Consider the following 22,180-nt stretch of genomic DNA (forward strand, 5'->3'; position numbering starts at 1 on the left):
ACGAATAAAATATCGTATGATACAATATATAAAGTATATGTATTTTAGCCAAAAGGAGGTCTCGCCTCATGACTCTTATAACCGTTGTTTTTGTTGCATTCGCACTTCTTGTTATATTTTACACGAATTTCATGACACATACACTGTGTGAGCGAAAACAAATATCTGCGAGCCGCCAGCCCGGTGTCTTTCGAGTTATTAATGTATGTATTACCATTCTATTAATTTCTAGTTATGTAGAAATTATATTTCATGGAAAGTGAGGAAGGAAGCCCCTTCCTCATTTTTTTCCTCTATAAGCAAATTATACCTACTATAACTAATAAAATAAACAGTACAAGTAATAAAATAAGTTTTGAATTCATCCCCCATCCCCTCCTCTTTTCTGTATATGCGACATGCGCCCAATATGGTACCCTTTCAAAATCTGACACAAACTGGTTAAAATTTCTTTATCAATAGGAAAACCCGTCGAAATATGATATATTAAATTTTGTACATATTGCTTATACTATGAAACAAACGACACGCATCTAAACTTTATCCTAAAGCCTCGGTAAGCCCTGTTAAGCGTGCTTTTACATATAAAAAAAGCAAAGACATCAGTGAGACTTAATCAGGTTCTTATGAACGAAAATAACCTATCATAAGGCGTTTCTTCATTCGTATGGGATAAATTAAAAATACATAATAGTAGGAGTGTTTATTGAATGAAGAAAGCTATGCTTGCCTTAGCCGCAACAAGTGTAATCGCATTATCAGCATGTGGAACATCATCATCAGACAAAATTGTTACATCTAAAGCTGGTGACATCACTAAAGAAGAGTTCTACAATCAAATGAAGACACAAGCTGGTAAACAAGTACTAAATAACATGGTTATGGAAAAAGTACTTATTAAAAACTACAAAGTCGATGAAAAAGAAGTAGACAAAAAGTTCGATGAAATGAAAAAGCAAGTCGGTGACCAATTCGATACACTAATGAAACAACAAGGCCTTAAAGAAGAAACAGTTAAAAATGGCGTTCGCGCTTCATTAGCTCAAGAACAAGCGATTGAAAAAGCAATTACTGATAAAGACTTAAAAGCAAAATTTGAGGACTATAAGCAAGAAATTAAAGCAAGCCATATTCTTGTAAAAGATGAAGAGACTGCAAAAAAAGTGAAAGAAGAACTTGCACAAGGTAAATCTTTCGAAGAGTTAGCGAAAAAGTACTCTGAAGATCCAGGTTCAAAAGAAAAAGGTGGCGACTTAGGATTCTTCGGACCAGATAAAATGGTAAAAGAATTCGATGAAGCTGCTCGTAAGCTGAAAAAAGATGAAGTAAGTGAACCAGTAAAAACACAGCATGGTTACCATATCATTAAAGTAACTGAGACTCATGCTGACGCAACTTTCGATAAAGCAAAAGCTGACATCAAAAAAGAAGTAGTTCAAGAAAAAACACAAGATGCTCAATTTATGAACGATCTTATGATGAAAGAAATCAAAAAAGCTGACGTAAAAGTTGACGACAAAGATTTGAAAGATCTTTTCGAAGAACCAAAAGCTGACGCTAAAAAAGACGCAAAGAAATAATGAAGTGAAAAAAGCTTGGGTAGCCCCAAGCTTTTTTTATTTTGTAGTAGTTTTATCCCGCTATTTGTGGATATGTGTTTATTTAAATGTTATGTACAAAAAAACGTAGGCATATTTAATTCCTACGTTTTTTATAAGTTAATCAGTTCCTTTACTATTACAATTCATCAAATTCATCAATTTCAGCTTTACGCTTTAAAAATATTTCCATATCTTTATTCTCTCTTCCCATTAAACCAAGAGCATGTCTATCATTTAAAGCTAATTCTTTATAACCCCATATATATTCTATTGTTGTCGCTTTACTATTTTTATGATCCGCAAAATACCATTCTAAAGGTTGTAAAGGATTAGATACTTCAAACAATTCGGCTGGGTACCATGAAGGCAAGTTTTCATTTTCACCTAAGATTAAATAGTCTAATTCTCCATTCAATGAACTAATACCATAAACCACATATTCCTTATGGATTTCTAAATTTATAATCGAGTCTCGATTATATCCTTGTTTTAATAAACCCTCTGAAAATGTATCTCCTGAATTTTTTATACACAGTACCTTCATATACAAGCTCCTATCAACAAAAAATTAATTTTTAAATTTAAAATCATCAAATTCATCTGTTCTAGTATTTTTAACATAATGAATTTCTACACCATTTTAAATCCCCTAGTGGCCCCTCGTACCCAGAATCATTTCCGTACCCCTCTTACTCCATTCAACATAAAAAACCTCGATTCCATCACATGCGGAACCAAGGTTTATCTTATTATCATTGATTAAATTAAAAAAATATGTTAAATTAGTACAGAAACGCATTCGTCAAAAACGATAGAATGTATTTATCCGTATCTTAATTGTACACCAAAACACATCTTCAGTCAACCTCTATTTTTCACTTTTAAAGGAGTGCATACGTATGAATAAAAAACTTGATCTAGAGCAAAAACGATTGGATAACGTAATAGAAACGATTACGGAGCAAATTGATAAACTGGAAAGCGAAACTGGCAGACGCCGGGCAGAAGTAATCAACATTCGCAAACACTTCTGGGATGATGTAAAAGTTAATACTGATACTTTTGACGATTATCTTGAAACAGTTATCAACTTAAGACAACAAGCTCAGTCACTAGCCGTCACACAAATTACCCATAAGCACACCTTTAATCGACTTGCCGCACTACGACGTATGCATAAAGCACCTTACTTCGGACGAATTGATTTCAAAGAAGAAGGAGAATCTGGCGCAGAACAAATTTATATCGGGGTGGCTACACTTACCGATGCAAGCGGAGAAAACTTTCTTATATACGATTGGCGCGCACCAATTTCAAGTGTTTACTACGATTATCCACCAGGACCAGCTGAGTACAGTACACCAGGAGGCGTAATCCGCGGTAATGTGGAGAAGAAATTACAATATATTATTCAAAATGGCGAGATTGATTCAATGTTCGATACGAGCCTCACAATTGGAGATGAAATTCTGCAACAAGCGCTCGGAAAAGGAACAAACAAACATATGCAAAGTATCGTTGCTACTATCCAGCGCGAGCAAAATGAAATTATCCGTCACGATGAAGGGCGACTACTTATCGTTCAAGGAGCTGCTGGTAGTGGTAAAACGTCAGCTGCCCTGCAGCGAATCGCCTACTTACTATATAAATATCGCGAATGGCTAAAAGCAGATCAAATCATTCTCTTCTCCCCTAACTCCATGTTCAACAGCTACGTATCTAACGTACTGCCAGAACTCGGCGAAGAAAATATGCAGCAAGTCACATTCCAAGAATATTTAAACCATAGACTAAGTAAGTCATTTGACGTTGAGGATCCTTACGAGCAATTAGAATATATGCTAACTGAAACGAATAGCGCAAATTATAAAACTCGAAATGCGAGCATTCGATTTAAAGCATCTACTCAATTTTTCGAGATGATTAGAGCGTACAGACAATCTCTTGAATCTTCAGGCATGCTATTTAGAGGAATGAAATTTAGAGGAAAACTGATTGCCTCTGCTAAAGAAATTACAGAGCAATTTTATAATACTGATTCCTCCCTCCGCTTCCATAATCGAATTGAGAAGTTAACGGATTGGCTAAACAAACAAATAGACACAATTGAAAAAACAGAACTGAAAAAGCCTTGGGTAGAAGAAGAAATTGAACTACTTAGTAAAGATGAGTATCAAAAAGCTTATAAATACTTACAGAAAAAAGGCGAGTTTGATGACAACTCCTTTAATGATTATGAAAAAGAAACGAAAGTACTCGGTCGTATGATTGTCCGTAAAAAATTAAAACCGTTACGTAAAGGCGTTCAAACATTGCGTTTTATCAATTTTACAGGCATATATAAACAACTCTTCACAGATGAATCATGGGTTACTGGCGAAAAGCCTAAAGAATGGGATGACATTTGTTCACTAACTTTGAACATGCTTGATGAAGGAAAGCTACATTACGAGGATGCGACTCCATTTTTACTTTTAAAAGAATTAATTGAAGGCTTCCAAACGAACAGATCAATTAAACACGTACTCGTAGATGAAGCACAAGATTATTCTCCGTTTCAGTTCGAGTTTTTAAAACGTCTCTTCCCTGCCGCAAAAATGACAGTACTCGGAGACTTTAACCAAGCGATATTTGCTCATGCGAGTGAAACAGTTAATTTCAATACACTTACTAGCTTATACGGACCAGATGAAACAAACGGCATCAACTTAACTCGTAGCTATCGATCAACAAAACCGATTATTGAATTCACACGCTATCTCGTACCGGAAGGAAAGAACATTAACGCCTTTGAACGTGACGGTGAGAAACCTACAGTGACTAAAGTTTCTGATTACAGCGAACTGCATGATCGTATCACTTCTAAAGTTGCTGAACTACAAAAACAACAGCACAATACGATCGCAATTATATGTAAATCCGCAGCTGAAAGTGCCGCTGCATACGAGGCACTCAGTCATATCGAGAATATTAAACTTGTGAAAAGTAACTCAGCCGAGTATGAGCAAGGAATTGTCGTGATTCCTGCTTACTTAGCGAAAGGTATCGAATTTGATGCTGTTATTATTTACGATGCTTCTAAAGATGTGTACAGCGATGAGAGCCTACGTAGATTGTTCTACACTGCTTGTACACGCGCAATGCATGAATTGCAGCTTTATAGCGTTGGTGAGGTTAGTCCTTTTGTAACGGGGGCTGCTTCGGAGAGTTTTGAATGTATAACGAAAACACCTTGATTTTTATCAAGGTGTTTTTTTCATTCTAAATGAAATATCTTTACGCCGATATACACTCAGCACAATCCCCATTATAAATGCATGAAACAGAGTTGGTATCAATCCGTAGCTAATAAAGGGTAATGATATAGAAACACGTGGTAATATCCCGAGGATCATGCCAACGTTACAAATGAAATGGACTACAAAAAGAGTTACTCCACCAACGAGTAGCAATTTACCATAACCATCATTTATTCTATACGATATGGTCATTATTCTCACTGCAAAAAGAGAAAGAATCAAGACAAGAATCAGCGCAAGCACATATCCATAATAGTAAGTCAAACTCGCGAATACAAAATCAGTATGCGCAGCAGGGATAGACTTTATATTTCCATATGTACCAAACCAACCTGCCGACGACATTGCCTCTTTTAAACGTAAATACCATAGATCATGCTCTGGGTTTAAAAAACCTAAAATTCTAGCTATCCGGTATTCTTTTACGGCAGACCAGGAAAATAGATCCTTAATAACAAAGGGTAAAATTGGTAAAATTGTAATGAGCCATGCCGTTTTCTTTCCTAGCTTACTCCACCAAAGCATAACGAATACCATCGTAATATAAATAAAAATTGGCACCAGAATTGATGTAGTTGAAAATAGATATAAAGAAAATACGTACAACATGAGAAGGTGCATAAACTTTAACCTACTATTATTGAAAAAAGAAGCCCAAGCTAGAAAGAAGAATGGTATCGTCATTAAACAGTCAATTGTGAGAGGACCAATCTTTATTAATGCTTCTCCATTCACAGAAATAGTCGGAAAACATTTTATAGCTAACAAGATAAGTATTCCAATTGTATAAAACAGCCACCCGATTCTTTCTAACTTCCGATAATCAATCAGCATCATCCCAAGAGCTGCTGCAATGCCAAGAATAACAAAAATTACTTTGTTCATTAGTAAATCATTCGTATGCCCAAGAGCGATTATTGGTAAAAACCCTAGCCCCATAGCAGCCACTAATAAAATAATTAAGAACCAATCCACCTTTGGCTTATGAAGTTTGTTAAGTTCCCTGCCAAGCTTGATCGGACTTCCCATTTGTTCAACAGCCTTATTTTCAGCAACTTCCTCACTTAACCCTTTCTCTATCCACGTGTTCTTCGCCTGTTTCAAGTGAAAATCTAGTTCAGTTGCTACAAAGCTCTTTGCTTCTTTTGATTTAATGTGATTGGTAACTTCGCTTAAAAAACGCTCCCCTTTTTTGTTCAATTTTATCTCACTCCTGTACTAATCCTTTTAATATAAACCGTGCCTTCGTAGAATCTTTTTCTGCCTTTCGCAGCATCTTTCTTCCTTTATCATTTAATTGATAATATTTCGCTCCTGCATGATCCCAACTCGATTGGATAAAACGATTCTGTTCTAGACGATGTAATACAGTATATAAAAACCCTTCATTTCCTTCGAATTTTCGAATCCCTCTCCCTCGTAGTAACTGTGACAATTCGTATCCTGTTTTTTCATGACTGAGGAGTTGTAAAATCGCTAAAGAGATGTCCTCTTCCTTTTCGTTTGAAGCATTGATTTTTTCGCGCACCTGCTTTCGATGTTGATCAGAAAAACTCAAATGTTTAAACGTTGTATTCTCCATTGATTTTCGCAGGCCTTTTAATCGATCTTCCATTTGATTATTCCTCCAATCCTTTCTTCAAAAGCTCCTTCGCTTTTTTCAGTCTCGTTTTTATCGTGTTTTCTTTCACGTCTATTACAATAGCAATCTCTTTAATTGATAGTTCTTCATAATAAAATAGATAAATGACTTCTCGATATTTTATCGGTAAATTCATTACTGCAGAAGCCAGTTCACGATCCTTCGCATTTTGAATAACAGTTTGTTCGACACTATCATTTTGAACCCCAATATAAGCAGCTTCATCCTCTGTCACGATCACCTTTTTGTTATACCAACTTTTTATGTAGTCCTTACATTGATTAATCGCAATTCTCCACAACCACGTTTTCACATTCGATTTCCCTTTGTATGTATGAAGAGATTTATAACATTTCACAAATATATCTTGCGTTAAATCCTCAGCGACTTCTTTATTATTCACATATGAATACACAAGCTGTAAGACTTCTTGTCCATACTTGTTCATTATTTCATCGATAAAGAGTTCCTTATCTTCTATTTCAAACGCTTCTACCGTTAATTCATCCACATCATTTCCTCCTTCCCATTTATTAGACGACGCACTGTATGGAAAAGTTTTATAAATTCATAAAAAAACGGTTGGAAATGTCCATACCGTTTTGTTCATCCTCTACTATTTAATTTTTTCTAAAACAAAACTTTTAATATTCCCCGCACTTTTTATAGCTTACGATACGTCTGTTTTATTAAGTTCTTCAAAATAAGGATATTGCAGAAGCAAATTAATAAATTGATTCATTTCAACTCCAATACACTACTACAATTGTTAAGTTATTCAAACGGTATAATAATACTTATTATACCTTTCGTATTCATATCCTGTTAAGCAACAAAAATCTACACTCAGTTAATTTCAGTACACTCTGTACAAATATAATAAAACAAAAAACCGCATGAAGGCTCTCCCTCATGCGGTTTATTTTTAAGCTAACGCAGCCGCCTGCTCTTGTTGATCTACAGGAATTACAGCGTCTGTTAATGCTTTTTCTAATTCAGCTGTATATTTCATTTGCTCTTCTTTGCTCCAGCCTAGTTTCGCAGCCATGTAGTTGATTACTGCTTCTTTCCACTCGTATACCCAGTGGATGTTGAAGAATACAGCGCCTCTGCGGCGTACGAAGAAGTCAACTGGTTTCGCTGTCATTTCGTAATCCATTGCGTATACAAGTGGGATTAGAACGTCTAGCGGCATGTTGTATTCTTTCGCTTCGTCTTTATGTTTTTTCGCTAAGTCGAACAGTACGTCTACGTTAGAGCCATAGAATTTCGCGAATTCTTCTGCTTGCGCTGTCGTTAAACCGTATTTCGTACCTTCGCCTGCTTTTTTCGTAACGAATGCTGAGAATCCATGTGAACCACTTACATGTCCACCAGAGATTGGCATATGTTTCGTGTCGCTCTTCGGATATGCACTATGACCTTCTTTTTGTAATAGATTCGTTACGTAGTCTACTACCATTTCAGCCATTTTGCGGTATCCTGTTAATTTACCGCCCGCGATTGTAATTAAACCAGATTCAGAAGTCCAAATTTCATCTTTACGAGAAATTTCAGATGCATTCTTACCTTCTTCATAGATTAGCGGACGTACACCAGCCCAGCTTGATTCCACATCTTTTTCTGTAATTTTCACGCTTGGGAACATGTAATTAATCGCATTAATGATATATGTGCGATCTTCTGTTGTCATGTGCGGTACAGCTGCGTCTTTATCATAGAACGTATCTGTTGTACCTACGTACGTTTTTCCTTCGCGAGGAATCGCAAACACCATACGTTTATCCGGTGTATCGAAGTAAATTGCTTGCCCTAATGGGAAACGTTTTTGGTCAATTACTAAATGCACACCTTTTGATAACTGAAGTACTTTCCCTTTTTTAGAGTTATCTTTTTCACGAAGTGTATCTACCCAAGGACCAGCTGCGTTTACAATTTTCTTACCGTAAACTTCGTACACTTCTCCGTCTAGTAAATCGATTACACGTACACCACATACTTTTCCATCTTTATATAAGAAACTGTCTACTTTTGCGTAGTTAACAGCTTTCGCACCGTGTTCAATCGCTTCTTTCATTACTTCAATTGTAAGACGCGCATCATCTGTACGATATTCTACGTAGTAACCGCCGCCTTTTAATCCTTCTTGTTTTACAAGAGGCTCTTTATTTAGCGTTTCTTCACGGTTAAACATCTTTCTGCGCTCGCTTCGTTTTACGCCTGCTAAGAAGTCGTATACACGAAGACCAATTGATGTACTAAATGACCCGAACGTGCCGCCTGTATGGAACGGAAGTAACATCCACTCTGGTGTTGTTACATGGGGACCGTTCTCATATACGATCGCACGCTCTTTCCCCACCTCTGCTACCATTTTCACTTCAAGTTGTTTTAAATAACGTAGACCACCGTGTACAAGTTTCGTTGAACGACTTGATGTACCTGCTGCAAAGTCCTGCATTTCAAACACAATCGTTGATAAACCGCGTGTTGCCCCATCTAATGCAATACCAGAACCAGTAATACCTCCACCAATTACGATCACATCTAACTCTTGTTTATTTACTCCATTTAATACGTCTTTACGTTGTTTACTTGAAAATTTCATGGTAATTCCTCCCTTTGATAACGAAAAAAGAGACCACAAGCTCCGCTATAGATTTCGCCTCTATAGCGTGTTGTGGTCTCTCCAAATCTCCTACCGAATTATTAACTTGTCATCATTATAACACTGTTTATGATTATTTGAAAGCTTTAGTTGCTTCAATTGCTTTTTTCCATCCAGCATATAGCTCTTCGCTTGTTTCCGCTTCCATCGTTGGTTCAAAGCGTTTGTCCATATGCCACTGTGCTTTAATTTCATCTTGGTTTTTCCAGTATCCAACCGCAAGACCAGCTAAGTATGCTGCACCTAAAGCTGTCGTTTCATTGATCACTGGACGCTCTACAGGAACGTCTAAAATATCACTTTGGAACTTCATTAAGAAGTTATTCTTAACTGCCCCGCCATCAACGCGTAATGTATTTAGTTCAATACCTGAATCTGCTTCCATTGCGCATAGTACATCTTTCGTTTGGTATGCTAAAGATTCTAGCGTTGCACGAATGAAATGCTCTTTCGTCGTACCGCGCGTTACACCAAACATAGCGCCGCGTACTTCACTATCCCAATACGGTGTACCTAGTCCTACGAATGCCGGTACTATGTATACACCTTCAGTTGATTCAACACGGCTAGCGTACACTTCGCTCTCGCTCGCATCTTTAAACATACGCAGGCCGTCACGTAACCACTGAATTGCAGAACCTGCTACGAAAATACTTCCTTCTAATGCGTAATTCACTTTACCATCTAAACCCCATGCAATTGTTGTTAATAGGCCATGCTCAGAAGCTACTGCTTTTTCGCCTGTGTTCATTAACATGAAACAACCAGTTCCGTAAGTGTTCTTCGCCATACCTTCACCGAAACAAGCTTGTCCAAATAATGCTGCTTGCTGGTCACCAGCTACACCTGCGATCGGTATATTTTGACCGAAGAAGTGATAATCAATTGTTTCTCCATATATTTCAGATGATTGACGTACTTCTGGAAGCATGCTCTTTGGTACTGTTAACATGTCTAGAAGCTCATCATCCCACTGTAAGTCGTGAATGTTAAACATTAATGTACGTGATGCATTTGAGTAATCTGTTATGTGCGCTTTACCGCCAGACAATTTCCATACAAGCCATGTATCAATTGTTCCGAATAATAACTCGCCATTTTCCGCTTTCTCTCTTGCACCTTCAACGTTATCTAAAATCCATTTTACTTTCGTACCAGAGAAGTATGCATCAATTAAAAGACCTGTTTTTTCGCGAACCATCTCGCTATAACCTTTTTCTTTTAACTCATCACAAATTTCAACTGTTTGACGAGATTGCCATACGATTGCGTTATAAATTGGTTTTCCAGTCGTTTTATCCCATACAACCGCTGTTTCACGTTGGTTTGTAATACCGATACCAGCGATTTGTTCTGGTTTTACATCCGCTTCACTTAAGCAAGTTGCGATAACTGCTAAAATAGATCCCCAAATTTCTTGTGCATTATGCTCAACCCAGCCTGGCTTTGGAAAATGTTGCGTAAACTCTTTTTGAGCTGAATGAACGATTTTTCCTTCTTTATTGAAAAGAATTGCGCGTGAGCTTGTTGTTCCTTGGTCTAATGAAAGAATATATTTTTTCATATCAGTTTCCCCCTATGCTACTTTTCTACTATTTGTAGTAGCTCCACTTTTTTTACTTGTCATATAAGAGATTGCTAGTACAATCACAGTTGTAATAATCACATAAATAAGTGCTGAATTTTGTTTTCCTTCAAATACAACTTGATGGAATAATCCTGCAAGTGATCCACCTAGAATTGGACCAACTACTGGGATCCATGCATACTTCCAGTTTGAACCGCCCTTTCCTGCAATCGGAAGGAAGAAGTGTGCAATACGCGGACCTAAATCACGAGCCGGGTTGATTGCGTATCCTGTTGTTCCACCTAATGATAAACCAATACTTACAATTAAGAAACCTACGATAAATGGATTTAAACCATCTGCAAATTTATTTGCTCCAATTGCTAATATACCAAATACTAAAACGAATGTTCCAATCATTTCACTTAAAAGGTTTGTAAATGTGTTCGGAATTGCTGGACCTGTTGCAAACACACCTAACTTTGTTCCTGGATCTTCTGTTTCTTTCCAGTGTGGTAAGTAATGTAAATATACAAGAACTGCCCCTATAATTGCCCCAATCATTTGTGCTGCGATATACATAGGTACATCACTCCATGGGAACGCTCCCTTAAAAGCAAGTCCTATCGTTAAAGCCGGATTCAAATGTGCCCCACTAATTGATCCAACTGCATACGCTGCCATAGCAACCGCTAGACCCCAACCCATTGTAATTACAATCCAACCAGAATCTTTCGCAAACGATTTCTTTAAACTTACACCAGCGCAAACGCCGCCACCAAGTAAGATTAACAACGCAGTCCCTATTAATTCCCCTAAAAATGCTGACATAAAATCCCTCCACAATCAATTTAAATGCTTTCGAAAAGTGATAGAGGTAAAATGAATGGCCATTCGTTTTTTTCAAAAGAAAAAGATCCACAGCTTACATGCTTCTATATAATATATATAGAAACAATAAAATGTGGATCTCTTCTTTTCTCCGTCACGTTTATTAACTTGTCTATAATGTTAACCCTTAATGAAAGCGGTGTCAACAGAATTTTTTCACATTTTCGTCACTTTTTTTGGTAATGTTTCCATAATTCTTTTTTCGATGTCGTAATTGCTGTCGCACCAGCATTTAACGCTCTTTCAACGTCTTCTACCGTTCGAATAAAACCACCTGCTAAAATTGGTACACCTGTACGCTCTTTCACTTCAGCGATCACACCTGTTAACGCACCAGGAAGCACCTCTATATAATCCGGCTTCGTCTTTTCTAGCAAATTACAGCTCTTTTCCATTGCGCTAGAATCAATTAAAAAGATGCGTTGAATGGAGACGACACCTTTTTGCTTCGCCTTCATAATTACGCTCGCCTTTGTCGATAATAACCCGTACGGTTTATATTCTTGGCATAAAAACTCCGTCGCATGCCCATCACTTTGTAATCCATGGATCAAATCAACATGTAAAAATACTTTTTTATTATGCTGCTTCGCAAGTGACACAACACTCTTCAATTGACCGACATGAATATCTAAAATAACAATATACTCATACGAACTATGTAATAGCTTTTCCAAATCTTTAATTTGCCTCACTGCCGGCAAAATCTTTTGCTCATGAAATTCCATTCTAAACGTCCCCTTCCTATCCATCCTTTATAGTACACAATTTAAGTGGAAAGAACAGCTAGTGTGGGGAATTTCTTTCATTACCTATATATTTCCTTCAACTTATCAGAAGCCATGCCACCTACAACCATTAATAGGAGCGGTAAAAAATTCATTACATATGGTGCATCTGCGACAATTGTAATGCTTGCTCCTGCAAACTTATTTAATGTCCATACAACGATTTTTGTAATAAACAAAAATACGCCCATCATAAATAGACTATCGAAAAACACCTTCCATTTTGGATACGCTAATTGCTTACTATCCTCTATTACTTTCTGCGTCAACTCTTCATCGCTCCTCAGCAACTCATCAATCGTAATACCGAACAGGTCACTTAGATGAATAATAATTTCAATGCTCGGATAGTTCTTTCCCGTCTCCCATTTCGAAACAGACTGCCTACTTACATGAATTTTTTCAGCCAAATCATTTTGCGACCAATTTCGTTTTTCTCGTTCCTCTTTTAAACGTTCACTAAAAATCATACTCTGTTTATCACCTCTCTACGTCTAGTATGGGCAAATAACTGATGAAGAGTAAAGCTAGTTATCGTTGCATAGGTTGTGCAACTTGTGCGTTACACTTTAAAATGGCGCCATTTCATACTCTATGTCATGCAGATTTCATATGTTTTTCTTCTATAATAATTTCCCGAACAATAATACAAATAACGAATACTAGTAAAGACAGGACTAGACATAAAAAATACGCCATTCCTTCCTATAGTTCTCCAGAAAGAATAACGCATATATCCATGTTTACTCATCCGTTTTCGGTTTATAAGAAAAACCCGGATATTTCACAACAGGCCACTTTTCTTTACGTAAAGAATCCATCAATTGCGGGCCAACATGTACATTACTTTCCACTATTTCTTTAGGAGTCAGTGCCATCCATTGATTTAACGATACATCTTCAAAACGGTTACTTTTAAACATCTCTAAAAACCATAATGTTTCATTGCCTGTGTTTTGAATATAGTGTCCAGTCGCAAACGGTACATATCCAACATCACCAGCTCTATAATCAAATGTACGAGCTGTACCATTTCCAAGAAACACCGTCATTCTCGCTTGCCCGGTAAGATAATATTGCCACTCATCATTATTCGGGTGCCAATGAAGCTCTCTCATTCCACCAGGCTCAATTTCAACGAGCGCTGCTGCGATTGTTTTGGAAATAGGAAAATTCGTAGAATCTACAATTCGGACGCTACCACCAGGAGTCTTAATCGGATTTTGTTTTAACAGTTCATGTTTAAATGTTAAAGGAACTTCTCCTTCTGGCGACTGAACTTCCTGATTTTCAAGCGAACCCGGTACCTCCCCTTGATAAATATAAACTTGATCTGAAGGAATGGAGTGAAAAGTACTTTCCGGCACTCCGAAGTTAGCCGACAACACTTCTTTTGGCGTATGTGCAAACCAGTCAGAAATAGCTAAAGTAGATAGATCAGAAAAATGTCCATCATCGAAAACGAGCAGAAATTCACAATGTTCCAATCCTTGAATCGAATGCGGGATGCCAGGGGGAAAGTACCAAAGATCACCTGGACCAACGTCAGCAATGAAATTTCGCCCTTCTTGGTCAACGGCAGTTATGCGTGCCTTTCCTAAAAGCATATATGCCCATTCTGCTTGTTTATGCCAATGGAGTTCACGTACTCCTCCGGCCGTTAAACTCATATTTACACCAGCAATCGTAGTCGAAACCGGAAGTTCTCTAACAGTAATCTCCCGGGACCACCCACCGTGTTTTAAAATCATAGAAGTGTCTGAGAACGAAAATTTCAAGTTAGGAACTAAGCCAGCATCAGTTATAGGCGGAACGAGCATATTCGGATTTTGAATATCCCGCATAACATTACGAGGTCCAGAATCTATCGCACCAGCTCCATCGCTACGGATTGGCTGTGGTATACTCCCTCCCGCTTCATTAACAGTACGTTTTTTCATCATTACACTCCTTTTTCATCCGATTATTAAGTAAAAAGCCTCCAGCATAGTATATGAATTGGGCTTTGGATGGTTACTGTGACTATGGATACAAGGGGTTCTGCCTTAACAATCCGCTAAATCTTGATGCGATCTTAATTTAAAAGGGAGTATCCAGCAAACTAACATATAAAAAAGAAGAGAAATCCCTTTCTCTTCTTTACAAGTTTCTATTAAAGCAATACCGAATCTTTATCACTATCCTGATTCCGTTTCTCTCGTTCTTCTTCTAAGCGCTTCATATATACTTCGCCTTCTTTTTCGATAAAATCATTATCCATCTCTTGCTCTTTTTTCGAAGTATATAAAACCATGTAGCCACTTAGTACAATCCCAATGATTACAAGATAAATCCACCATGGTAAAGTTTCCACTTTCGTTCATCCCTTTCCTTAGACAAGCCTTATTAGTTTCACTTTATGAGGAAAGAAGTGGTTTTATGCTTAAAATTTTATTGTGGATTCTTCGCGAAGAACGCTTGTACATATTCCATAAACTCTATTGGTTCCTGGCGAAACGGTGCGTGGTATCCTTTTTCAATGATATGGAACGTACTATTTGCAAATAGCTCATGATACAGTTCACCATTTTTCCAAGAAACACTCTTATCGTGTCGTCCCCATATAATTAAAGTCGGTACCTTAATTTTATCAGCTTCCATCGCAATGCGGCGCTCTCTCATTTTCGTAAGCTGATCATAATGCTCTTTATCATCGCGACTATTTTTCACTTCATTTTTATTATAATCCGTAATCTCTGTTACAGTTTGTAAATCTGTCGATAGTGGCGGCACTTCATAACTTTCTTTTTGCTGGAAAGACTCTATTCCTGTAGAATCCGCTAAAACGAGATGCGTTACTGCATCCGGATATAAATACGCTAAATTTAGAGACATCTCTCCGCCCATCGAATGACCAAGTACTGCGAATTGATCGTATCCGAGTTTCTTCATTAACTTATAATATAAATTCACTTGTGTGGGAAACGAATACTGAAAATCAATCGGCTTAGAAGAACGCCCAAACCCTAAAATATCAACCGCAATAATCGTATGATCCTTTACAAGTTCCGGATAAATATCATTAAACCCATCTGAAGAACCACCGAACCCGTGAAGCATAAGTAAGGGCGGTTTCCCCTCACCAATTTGCTTAAAATAAATCGTCTGTCCATCAATCTGCGCCATACTCTCTTTCGTATTTATCTTCATCATAACAGTATCTTTCACTTCTTCAACCTTCGCAATCGGCTTATCAACGAAGTTACATACTATTAACAAAACGAGTACAATACCGCTAATCATATAAAACTTAAACCGTTTCAAAATTCCCGTCTCCTTTCTCATGCTGCCATTTAAAGTTTTTACATTTTTTGGTTGTTTTATGTTCTCTTTTTAATTGTAACTACATCGGTTACAATTATATTAAAAAAATATTACTCAATGCCACTACTAATGGTCACTTTGTAACTATTATAGTTACATATAAAAAGTAAGTCAATTATTTTATCTGCGTTAACGGGCAGTCCGATTAGTGTGAGCTAATAATCAGTGTGAGATGAACCATCAAAAATTGTTTGCTCAGCGCTATTTGGTGCTAGCTTCCTTTGACTTGGTCGGACAATTGGATATCCGAAAGAAGGCTTGTTATCACTATACTTAGTGTCCCTTACTTCTTTTAGTTAATAAAAAACGCAAGCTTCTTTTGATTAGAAGTTTGCGTTTTTTATCATATACTTTATTTTTTCTCTTCACGAGCTAAATCGATTACAACATCTTTTCCATCACCATCTTTTAATAATACTTTAAAATGATTCACATTATCAAAAGTAGTAACATCAAACGTTTTCACCTTAATTACTTTCCCATTATCCCCAGCTCTTGAGTACCCCTTCAACGTTGACTTATATGTTTTCCCTTTTTCATCCATAAGAATAACACTATCAATTGTTTTTATCTGACGTTTTATTTCTTCCTCATCTCCAAAAGTATCACGTTCAAATGTAATACTTGTCCCTGTTGGTAGTACTTCTGCAGACACTATTTTTACAGACTCAGGTTGTTGTTTAGGAACAAAATGAATCTCTTGATTTCCTTTAAACTTCGAGTCTAATTTTATTTCCCCTTGCCACTTCCCTTGAATTTCCTTATTAAGCTGCATACCATTCTGATGCCAAACTTCTATATTTTCTTTTACAGTATTTGATTGAGATTCTGCTACTGTCCTGTAAGAAACATCTTTATTTTCTAATGGCGCAAACAAAGATATAGAACTAATATTAAAGTTTAGACTATCAATGTTATCAATTGAATTCATAGGATGGAATATTAAATTATAAGTTATTTCTCCCTCTTCTTCACCTGCCTGAATACTCCATTCGCTACCTCCCAACATCTTACTATTTTCATTTGTTAACCCTTCTGTGTATTCCGCCTTCTCTATATATCGTCCTTTATCATCTGTTAAATCGTACTTCATTCTTAAATCTGTCAATTTACTTATTAAACTTTTATCTTCAAATTTCAATTGTAAGGAAACTGCTATTTTAGATTTATCATACAGTACATTTTTAATTTGGATTGTAACCCCATTATCTTTCATCACATTATTCTCATCTACTTTTTGTATATACCCATTATCTGCCGCTTTTTGAACTCCCTGATCTTTCGCAAAAAAGAATTCCTTTACCACAGCTAATGCTGAATCACCATACACGCCAACTCCGACACTTGCTCCAACAATCGTTAACCCTGCTATCATTGCTGCAACTATTTTTTTATGGGAGGATGTTTGTTTTTGTTTCTTACTTTTTCTAATTTCTTCAAAAGCAAGTTCTTTTTTCTTCAAAACACTAGTAGGAATTGTTACATCATCATTTAATGCTTTTTCTAATTTATGCTCGAATTGATCATTCATTTTAAATTCCCCCCATTGTTTACATTCTCCCAGTCTTCTTTTAAATAATATTCTTTTAACTGTTGCCTTGCTCTATGTAGTCTTGATTTGATTGTTCCTTCTTTTTCATTTAAAATCTCTGCAATTTCTTTTGTTTTAAATTTATTTACATAATAGAGTACGATTACTAAACGATACTCCACACTTAAATAACTAAGCAGATTGTCAAATTCAAGCTTTTGTTCAATATTGTCTTTTACGATTTGATCTCCCTGTACTTTTCCATAATCATCCACATATAAAACTTTATTTTTTCGTACTATATCATTACATTTATTCATTAATATTTTCGTAATCCATGTTTTAAAATACTCTGGTTCTTTTACCCTTTTTAAATTTGTAAAAGCAGACAAAATTGTTTCCTGTATTGCATCTCCTATATCTTCTTCATTTTTCAAGCGTGCTTTTGCCACCTTATAGATTTGTGGCATTAATATATCAATTACCTCAATAAAGGCTTCCTCATCACCTTTTTGAGCCCGCTTTATGAGCAGCTCCATTTTAAATTCCCCCTTAGAAATCTACCATTTATGTTTTATATAACTATTAGACTGTATATACTTTAAAATGGTTGCACGAAATTCTAAATAAAGTGAAACTTTAATCAGTGGGGGGTTCTTCATCCCCCCACTGATTATCAGTTGAACCAATCGGGCTTTTATGGGCAGTTGATCCCCCACCTAACTTCTTTGCTTTCCCTGAATTTTGAGGTGGGGGTCTTACTGCCCATTAAAGCGGGATAAAAATAACCTTGGCTCAGCGAATACCCGAACTAAGGTTACTTTAAGTACAATGTTCATGATTCTTATTATATCTCGGCTCAAGTTAAACAATAGGGTGTATATCAAAAATGTATTTCCTGAATACTGTCGAATTAGAACCATAAAAACAATCTTATTACATCAAAGTTAATTTAGAGCACATTATGGATACCTTAAAACCAAGACAGGTTTATGAAATAGTACACTTTGTTTCCACTCTTAATTTTCATATGATGAAAAAAGAGCGCCGAACAGACATCAGCACTCTTTTTCATCATCATCGTTATTTATGCAAAGTTGTTCAGCTATTTCTTGTACCCGTTCCATCGTTATTCCTTCTCTAAACTCCACTGCTAGAGGATGGTCTGTCGGTTCCAGTTCAATATAAGGACGAATACCATCTGCTCTCGGATGAACCATCGTTTTCAAGCTTACTGTCTCCAACTCATATGGTAAATCTGTCGAAAGCCAACCAAACATCGGCTCTAATAATTGTTGCTTATCCCAGAATTCATTCACCTTATCAAAATTCGCTTCGCTTAACGAAACCCATACACCCCATATGAAATGTTCATCTGTACCAATGATAGGAATTTCAATACTCCCTCGAATAAAGAAGTGTTCTCCATCCATCACACATAAATCATCGTTCATTTCAAATCTATCTTCTCGCTCTTCAGGTTCAGCATCATAATAATAAACAGGAGCTGATGATCCATAACTCGTTGGAATTTCTTCATGATATGTATCGCAGCATCTACAAGTATACCCACTAATTTTCGTCATTTTATTCCTCCATCAATTTCATATATACATTCTATCAAAATACTTATAAAGTGAAAATAAAAAAAGCAAGCAATTCCAGCTATCAGCTAAAACTACTTGCTCTTCTACTTATTATTTCTATTTTTACTCTTTAATAAATTCCTTCGTACTTCTCACTGTATCAATCGGACGAACTAACTTCTCAATTTCTTCACGCTTTGGCTCTAAAAACGGAGGTAAAGATAATTTCTCTCCAAGCGTTTCATAAGGCTCATCTCCCATAAAACCAGGGCCATCTGTCGCAAACTCGAATAAAATTTGCGGCGCAACTCTTGCGTATAATGACTCAAAGAAGTGACGATTTACATAACCAGATGAAGGGAGTCCAACTCGACTTAGTCGCTCAATCCACTCTTCTAATACAGCGCGATCCTCTACGCGGAATGCTGCATGATGCACTGTACCAAAACCTTGTTGTGCTTCAGGAAGAACCGTATTATGTTCTACAATGACAGAGGCACCGTTTCCACCTTCACCCACTTCAAATAAGTAGAACTCTCCTTCTTGAGCAATCTCTTTAAATAATAGAACTTTTTCTAGCACCTCTTTGAAATAACTAAAGTTCGCGATACGAATAAATACAGGTCCTAAGCCAGTAATTGCATATTCTAATGGGACTGGCCCGTCTTGCCAAGGTGTACCTGATTCCACGCCTTTATCAAATTCATCTGAGATCAATTGATAGTGTTGATCATCAAAATCAGCGAAAGAAAGAGTTTTCTTACCAAATTGCTCTTTAATTCCAGTATGTTTCACTTCAAGACGGTCAAAACGTTTCACCCAATATGCTAATGCCGCATCACTTGGAACTCGGAACGAAGTTTTTGAAATTTCATTTGTACCGTGTACTCCTTTCGGAACGCCCGGAAAGTCAAAGAATGTCATATCTGTTCCTGCACTACCTTTATCATCTGCAAAGAATAAATGATACGTTTGAATATCATCTTGGTTTACTGTTTTTTTAACTAAACGCATTCCTAAAACGTGAGTGAAAAATTCATAGTTCTTTTCTGCACTACTTGTAATTGCTGTAACGTGGTGTATTCCTTTTAATTGGTTCATTTTATATTCCTCCAATAGTTTTAATTTATATTTAACTGTTTTATTTTTGCTCGCTGGTCAACAAAGCGTGTATTTATAAAAGTAATCATTTCATTTTACTAGTCAAGTGATAGTTAAAAAAATAATTCAATGTGTAAAACGATTCGTCCGAAAGTAATAATTCCTTTCGTTACTCTCACTTTACAACTCAAGTGATTAAAAAGCAAGTGAATTATCTTGAATTCGAGATAATTTTTAATATCTCAGTATTAGTTTAAAATGCTATATGTTTTGTGGCGTAATTATTTTCATATCTACTGGTAATAAAACCTTTTCACTCGCCAAAATAAATAGCCTACGATCAATGAACTAATCATAGGCTATTAAAATTCTTTAATAGTTAAATATCCTTACAATAACTTGTAATTTTAGCGAATAATTAATATTAGTAATTCTCTGTTTCATTAAATGATTTATTTTATCCCGCATTAACGGGCAGTAAGACTTCCACCTCAAAATTCGGCTGGAGCGAAGAAGTTAGGTGGGAGATCCCACTGCCCGTAAACGCCCGATTGGTGAGGGCTAATAATCAGTGGGGGATGAGCAAAACCCCCACTGATTATAGTTTCACTTTATATATTCCAAAAATCACTATTTATATCACTGTTATATTTATAATCAACCTTTTCTTTACCACATTTTTCGCACTTATAAATATTAGCTGTCCCAATCTGCCCTGTTTTAAAATTTTCACTATCCTGAGTTTTAATAAATTTATAATTGTGTATACATCTAGGTTCTCTTACTTTATCCATCCATTTTCCTAGCATAAAGTAATCACTCTCCTTAAAAGAATATTCCTACTACAACTCTATATTTAGAATACTCTACAAAAGATTTCCAATCAACGAACACGTTTTCTTGCATCACATGATATGTAAAAGAATTGTTTTGTTTAAGATCCGTTTTTTTATTAACAACAGACCCTCATCCATTAGCTTTACACGAGCTAATGCAATATAAATTTGCCGTATGATTTACATCTTTTTCTCTCATTATTTCTTTCCTCATCAAGGAATAAATAATGGTTTTTAAAGCTGTTTGCAGTGTCTTCCCTTATCAGGGCAATAAAAGATGGTGTGAAAACTTAATTTCACACCATCTTTTTAAACAATTTTATTGTCATGCCACACTTAATGAGGCCATTCTATTCACAATCTTAATTATGGAAAGTTGGCTTATAGAACGAACGATTATCAAGTGCAAAGACACGTTCTGTGTATTCGCCTGGTTTTGTACGTCCTAATGCGCGGTCCATCATGTTCATTTTTGCATCTAAGTTATCGATGTAGTGCAGAATTTCTGCTTCTTTTACTAATGGTGGTTTTGGGCTACCCCATTCTGCTTTTCCGTGATGGGAAAGGACGATGTGCTGAAGGATTAATACTTCTTCTGCATCGATTTGTAGTTCGTCTGCTGCTTTACCAATTTCGTTCACCATGATAGAGATGTGGCCAAGTAAATTTCCTTCTAACGTATACGTCGTAGAGATCGGACCAGATAGTTCGAATACTTTACCAAGGTCGTGTAAAATAACGCCCGCATATAGTAAGTCTTTATCTAACGATGGGTATAGAGCTGATATAGCTTTCGCTAAATCTAACATTGATACAACATGGTAAGCTAGTCCAGATACGAACTCGTGATGGTTCTTTGTCGCTGCTGGATATTCTAAAAATTCGTTTTGGTGCTTATTTAATAAATGTCTTGTTAGACGCTGTATGTTCGGGTTTCTCATTTCAAATATGTATTGCGTAATTTTCTCAACCATATCTTCTTTTTTTATTGGAGCTTTTTCTACGAAATCCGAGATATCTGTTACTTCATTTTCATTCGCAACACGGATTTGTTTCACACGTAATTGAATACGTCCTTTGTAGTTTAAAATATCTCCAGCTACTTTAACGATTGTTTCCGCTACATATTGTTTCTCAACTTCTGGTGATACATCCCATAGCTTCGCTTCAATATCTCCACTTGGATCTTGTAAGATTACTGTTAAAAACGGCTTACCATTGCTTGCGAGACCTTTTGTCGCTGTTTTAATTAACAAGAAAACATCGACTTGTTCACCAACTTCATATTCTACAATTTTCTTTTTCAT

The 22,180-nt window shown here is 36.4% G+C and carries 21 protein-coding genes and 1 pseudogene; 4 read left to right on the plus strand and 18 right to left on the minus strand.

The annotated features are described in order from the left end of the window. Window positions 1–68 precede the first annotated feature (68 nt). Window positions 69–263 (plus strand): hypothetical protein, encoded by a 195-nt coding sequence (locus ABH955_RS14360; RefSeq protein WP_000172693.1) that lies wholly within the window; start codon window positions 69–71, stop codon window positions 261–263. 447 nt (window positions 264–710) lie between these two features. Beyond that, window positions 711–1,580: a peptidylprolyl isomerase PrsA gene (gene prsA / locus ABH955_RS14365; RefSeq protein WP_107887065.1), complete on the plus strand. Its 870-nt coding sequence runs from the start codon at window positions 711–713 to the stop codon at window positions 1,578–1,580. Between the two features lie 157 nt (window positions 1,581–1,737). Here prsA and ABH955_RS14370 read toward each other — a convergent pair whose 3' ends face one another. Next, the gene (locus tag ABH955_RS14370) at window positions 1,738–2,145 is read right to left on the minus strand and encodes a hypothetical protein (protein WP_016094604.1); all 408 of its coding nucleotides are present in this window, start codon (window positions 2,143–2,145) and stop codon (window positions 1,738–1,740) included. 355 nt (window positions 2,146–2,500) lie between these two features. Here ABH955_RS14370 and helD point away from each other — a divergent pair, with 355 nt between their 5' ends. Next, window positions 2,501–4,837, plus strand: a complete 2,337-nt coding sequence (helD, locus tag ABH955_RS14375; RefSeq protein WP_404491254.1) for an RNA polymerase recycling motor HelD — start codon at window positions 2,501–2,503, stop codon at window positions 4,835–4,837. A gap of 6 nt (window positions 4,838–4,843) precedes the next feature. Here helD and ABH955_RS14380 read toward each other — a convergent pair whose 3' ends face one another. The 13 genes from ABH955_RS14380 to ABH955_RS14440 form a co-directional block, all read right to left on the minus strand. Further along, window positions 4,844–6,100 carry an FtsW/RodA/SpoVE family cell cycle protein gene (locus ABH955_RS14380; RefSeq protein ID WP_404448205.1) on the minus strand — a complete coding sequence of 419 codons (1,257 nt, stop codon included), beginning with the start codon at window positions 6,098–6,100 and terminating at the stop codon, window positions 4,844–4,846. Window positions 6,101–6,107: 7 nt separating this feature from the next. Beyond that, entirely contained in the window at window positions 6,108–6,515 is a 408-nt protein-coding gene (locus ABH955_RS14385; RefSeq protein ID WP_002134799.1) for a PadR family transcriptional regulator, read from the minus strand. Window positions 6,516–6,519: 4 nt separating this feature from the next. Continuing rightward, window positions 6,520–7,053, minus strand: coding sequence for a sigma-70 family RNA polymerase sigma factor (locus ABH955_RS14390; RefSeq protein WP_404448199.1), 534 nt, complete (start codon window positions 7,051–7,053; stop codon window positions 6,520–6,522). A 414-nt stretch (window positions 7,054–7,467) separates the two neighbouring features. After that, window positions 7,468–9,150, minus strand: coding sequence for an aerobic glycerol-3-phosphate dehydrogenase (gene glpD / locus ABH955_RS14395; protein WP_404455735.1), 1,683 nt, complete (start codon window positions 9,148–9,150; stop codon window positions 7,468–7,470). A gap of 133 nt (window positions 9,151–9,283) precedes the next feature. After that, window positions 9,284–10,774, minus strand: coding sequence for a glycerol kinase GlpK (gene glpK / locus ABH955_RS14400; protein ID WP_016094611.1), 1,491 nt, complete (start codon window positions 10,772–10,774; stop codon window positions 9,284–9,286). A 12-nt stretch (window positions 10,775–10,786) separates the two neighbouring features. Beyond that, window positions 10,787–11,608 (minus strand): glycerol uptake facilitator protein GlpF, encoded by an 822-nt coding sequence (glpF, locus tag ABH955_RS14405; RefSeq protein WP_002030197.1) that lies wholly within the window; start codon window positions 11,606–11,608, stop codon window positions 10,787–10,789. 227 nt (window positions 11,609–11,835) lie between these two features. Beyond that, on the minus strand, window positions 11,836–12,396 hold the full coding sequence (gene glpP, locus ABH955_RS14410) for a glycerol uptake operon antiterminator GlpP (protein WP_000394293.1): 561 nt from the start codon (window positions 12,394–12,396) through the stop codon (window positions 11,836–11,838). Between the two features lie 80 nt (window positions 12,397–12,476). Beyond that, the gene (locus ABH955_RS14415; RefSeq protein ID WP_404448183.1) at window positions 12,477–12,926 is read right to left on the minus strand and encodes a helix-turn-helix domain-containing protein; all 450 of its coding nucleotides are present in this window, start codon (window positions 12,924–12,926) and stop codon (window positions 12,477–12,479) included. A gap of 273 nt (window positions 12,927–13,199) precedes the next feature. Further along, window positions 13,200–14,396, minus strand: coding sequence for an oxalate decarboxylase family bicupin (locus ABH955_RS14420; protein WP_050001273.1), 1,197 nt, complete (start codon window positions 14,394–14,396; stop codon window positions 13,200–13,202). 212 nt (window positions 14,397–14,608) lie between these two features. After that, a complete protein-coding gene (locus tag ABH955_RS14425; protein ID WP_002087191.1) occupies window positions 14,609–14,809 on the minus strand; it encodes a sporulation YhaL family protein in 201 nt (66 codons plus the stop codon). Window positions 14,810–14,886: 77 nt separating this feature from the next. Then, window positions 14,887–15,759 (minus strand): alpha/beta fold hydrolase, encoded by an 873-nt coding sequence (locus tag ABH955_RS14430; protein WP_215560241.1) that lies wholly within the window; start codon window positions 15,757–15,759, stop codon window positions 14,887–14,889. A 412-nt stretch (window positions 15,760–16,171) separates the two neighbouring features. Then, on the minus strand, window positions 16,172–17,350 hold the full coding sequence (locus ABH955_RS14435) for a DUF4179 domain-containing protein (RefSeq protein WP_404491255.1): 1,179 nt from the start codon (window positions 17,348–17,350) through the stop codon (window positions 16,172–16,174). Next, window positions 17,347–17,889 carry an RNA polymerase sigma factor gene (locus ABH955_RS14440; RefSeq protein ID WP_404448176.1) on the minus strand — a complete coding sequence of 181 codons (543 nt, stop codon included), beginning with the start codon at window positions 17,887–17,889 and terminating at the stop codon, window positions 17,347–17,349. Before ABH955_RS14440 ends, ABH955_RS14435 begins: the two co-directional genes overlap by 4 nt. A 301-nt stretch (window positions 17,890–18,190) precedes the next feature. On the opposite strand from ABH955_RS14440, the pseudogene ABH955_RS14445 reads away from it, so the two are divergent. Next, window positions 18,191–18,350, plus strand: a pseudogene (locus ABH955_RS14445) (IS4 family transposase); the annotation flags it as partial. A gap of 58 nt (window positions 18,351–18,408) precedes the next feature. On the opposite strand, the gene ABH955_RS14450 reads toward ABH955_RS14445, so the two are convergent. The 4 genes from ABH955_RS14450 to yhaM form a co-directional block, all read right to left on the minus strand. Continuing rightward, window positions 18,409–18,936: a DUF2199 domain-containing protein gene (locus ABH955_RS14450; protein ID WP_404448173.1), complete on the minus strand. Its 528-nt coding sequence runs from the start codon at window positions 18,934–18,936 to the stop codon at window positions 18,409–18,411. A gap of 123 nt (window positions 18,937–19,059) precedes the next feature. Continuing rightward, window positions 19,060–20,037 (minus strand): ring-cleaving dioxygenase, encoded by a 978-nt coding sequence (locus ABH955_RS14455; RefSeq protein WP_404448170.1) that lies wholly within the window; start codon window positions 20,035–20,037, stop codon window positions 19,060–19,062. Window positions 20,038–20,648: 611 nt separating this feature from the next. After that, window positions 20,649–20,846: a hypothetical protein gene (locus tag ABH955_RS14460; RefSeq protein ID WP_002150116.1), complete on the minus strand. Its 198-nt coding sequence runs from the start codon at window positions 20,844–20,846 to the stop codon at window positions 20,649–20,651. A 389-nt stretch (window positions 20,847–21,235) separates the two neighbouring features. Next, entirely contained in the window at window positions 21,236–22,180 is a 945-nt protein-coding gene (gene yhaM / locus ABH955_RS14465; RefSeq protein ID WP_002011096.1) for a 3'-5' exoribonuclease YhaM, read from the minus strand.

The organism is Bacillus sp. RC240, assembly GCF_044907945.1.
In the GTDB taxonomy this organism is placed as follows: Bacteria; Bacillota; Bacilli; order Bacillales; family Bacillaceae_G; genus Bacillus_A; species Bacillus_A mycoides.

What these genes read in the sequence shown, in the direction of transcription:
- ABH955_RS14360 (WP_000172693.1), top strand. Translation starts at nt 69, where the DNA reads ATGACTCTTATAACCGTTGTTTTTGTTGCATTCGCACTTCTTGTTATA.
- prsA (WP_107887065.1), top strand. Translation starts at nt 711, where the DNA reads ATGAAGAAAGCTATGCTTGCCTTAGCCGCAACAAGTGTAATCGCATTA.
- ABH955_RS14370 (WP_016094604.1), bottom strand. Translation starts at nt 2,145, where the DNA reads ATGAAGGTACTGTGTATAAAAAATTCAGGAGATACATTTTCAGAGGGT.
- helD (WP_404491254.1), top strand. Translation starts at nt 2,501, where the DNA reads ATGAATAAAAAACTTGATCTAGAGCAAAAACGATTGGATAACGTAATA.
- ABH955_RS14385 (WP_002134799.1), bottom strand. Translation starts at nt 6,515, where the DNA reads ATGGAAGATCGATTAAAAGGCCTGCGAAAATCAATGGAGAATACAACG.
- glpD (WP_404455735.1), bottom strand. Translation starts at nt 9,150, where the DNA reads ATGAAATTTTCAAGTAAACAACGTAAAGACGTATTAAATGGAGTAAAT.
- glpK (WP_016094611.1), bottom strand. Translation starts at nt 10,774, where the DNA reads ATGAAAAAATATATTCTTTCATTAGACCAAGGAACAACAAGCTCACGC.
- glpF (WP_002030197.1), bottom strand. Translation starts at nt 11,608, where the DNA reads ATGTCAGCATTTTTAGGGGAATTAATAGGGACTGCGTTGTTAATCTTA.
- glpP (WP_000394293.1), bottom strand. Translation starts at nt 12,396, where the DNA reads ATGGAATTTCATGAGCAAAAGATTTTGCCGGCAGTGAGGCAAATTAAA.
- ABH955_RS14415 (WP_404448183.1), bottom strand. Translation starts at nt 12,926, where the DNA reads ATGATTTTTAGTGAACGTTTAAAAGAGGAACGAGAAAAACGAAATTGG.
- ABH955_RS14420 (WP_050001273.1), bottom strand. Translation starts at nt 14,396, where the DNA reads ATGAAAAAACGTACTGTTAATGAAGCGGGAGGGAGTATACCACAGCCA.
- ABH955_RS14435 (WP_404491255.1), bottom strand. Translation starts at nt 17,350, where the DNA reads ATGAATGATCAATTCGAGCATAAATTAGAAAAAGCATTAAATGATGAT.
- ABH955_RS14440 (WP_404448176.1), bottom strand. Translation starts at nt 17,889, where the DNA reads ATGGAGCTGCTCATAAAGCGGGCTCAAAAAGGTGATGAGGAAGCCTTT.
- ABH955_RS14450 (WP_404448173.1), bottom strand. Translation starts at nt 18,936, where the DNA reads ATGACGAAAATTAGTGGGTATACTTGTAGATGCTGCGATACATATCAT.
- ABH955_RS14455 (WP_404448170.1), bottom strand. Translation starts at nt 20,037, where the DNA reads ATGAACCAATTAAAAGGAATACACCACGTTACAGCAATTACAAGTAGT.
- ABH955_RS14460 (WP_002150116.1), bottom strand. Translation starts at nt 20,846, where the DNA reads ATGCTAGGAAAATGGATGGATAAAGTAAGAGAACCTAGATGTATACAC.
- yhaM (WP_002011096.1), bottom strand. Translation starts at nt 22,180, where the DNA reads ATGAAAAAGAAAATTGTAGAATATGAAGTTGGTGAACAAGTCGATGTT.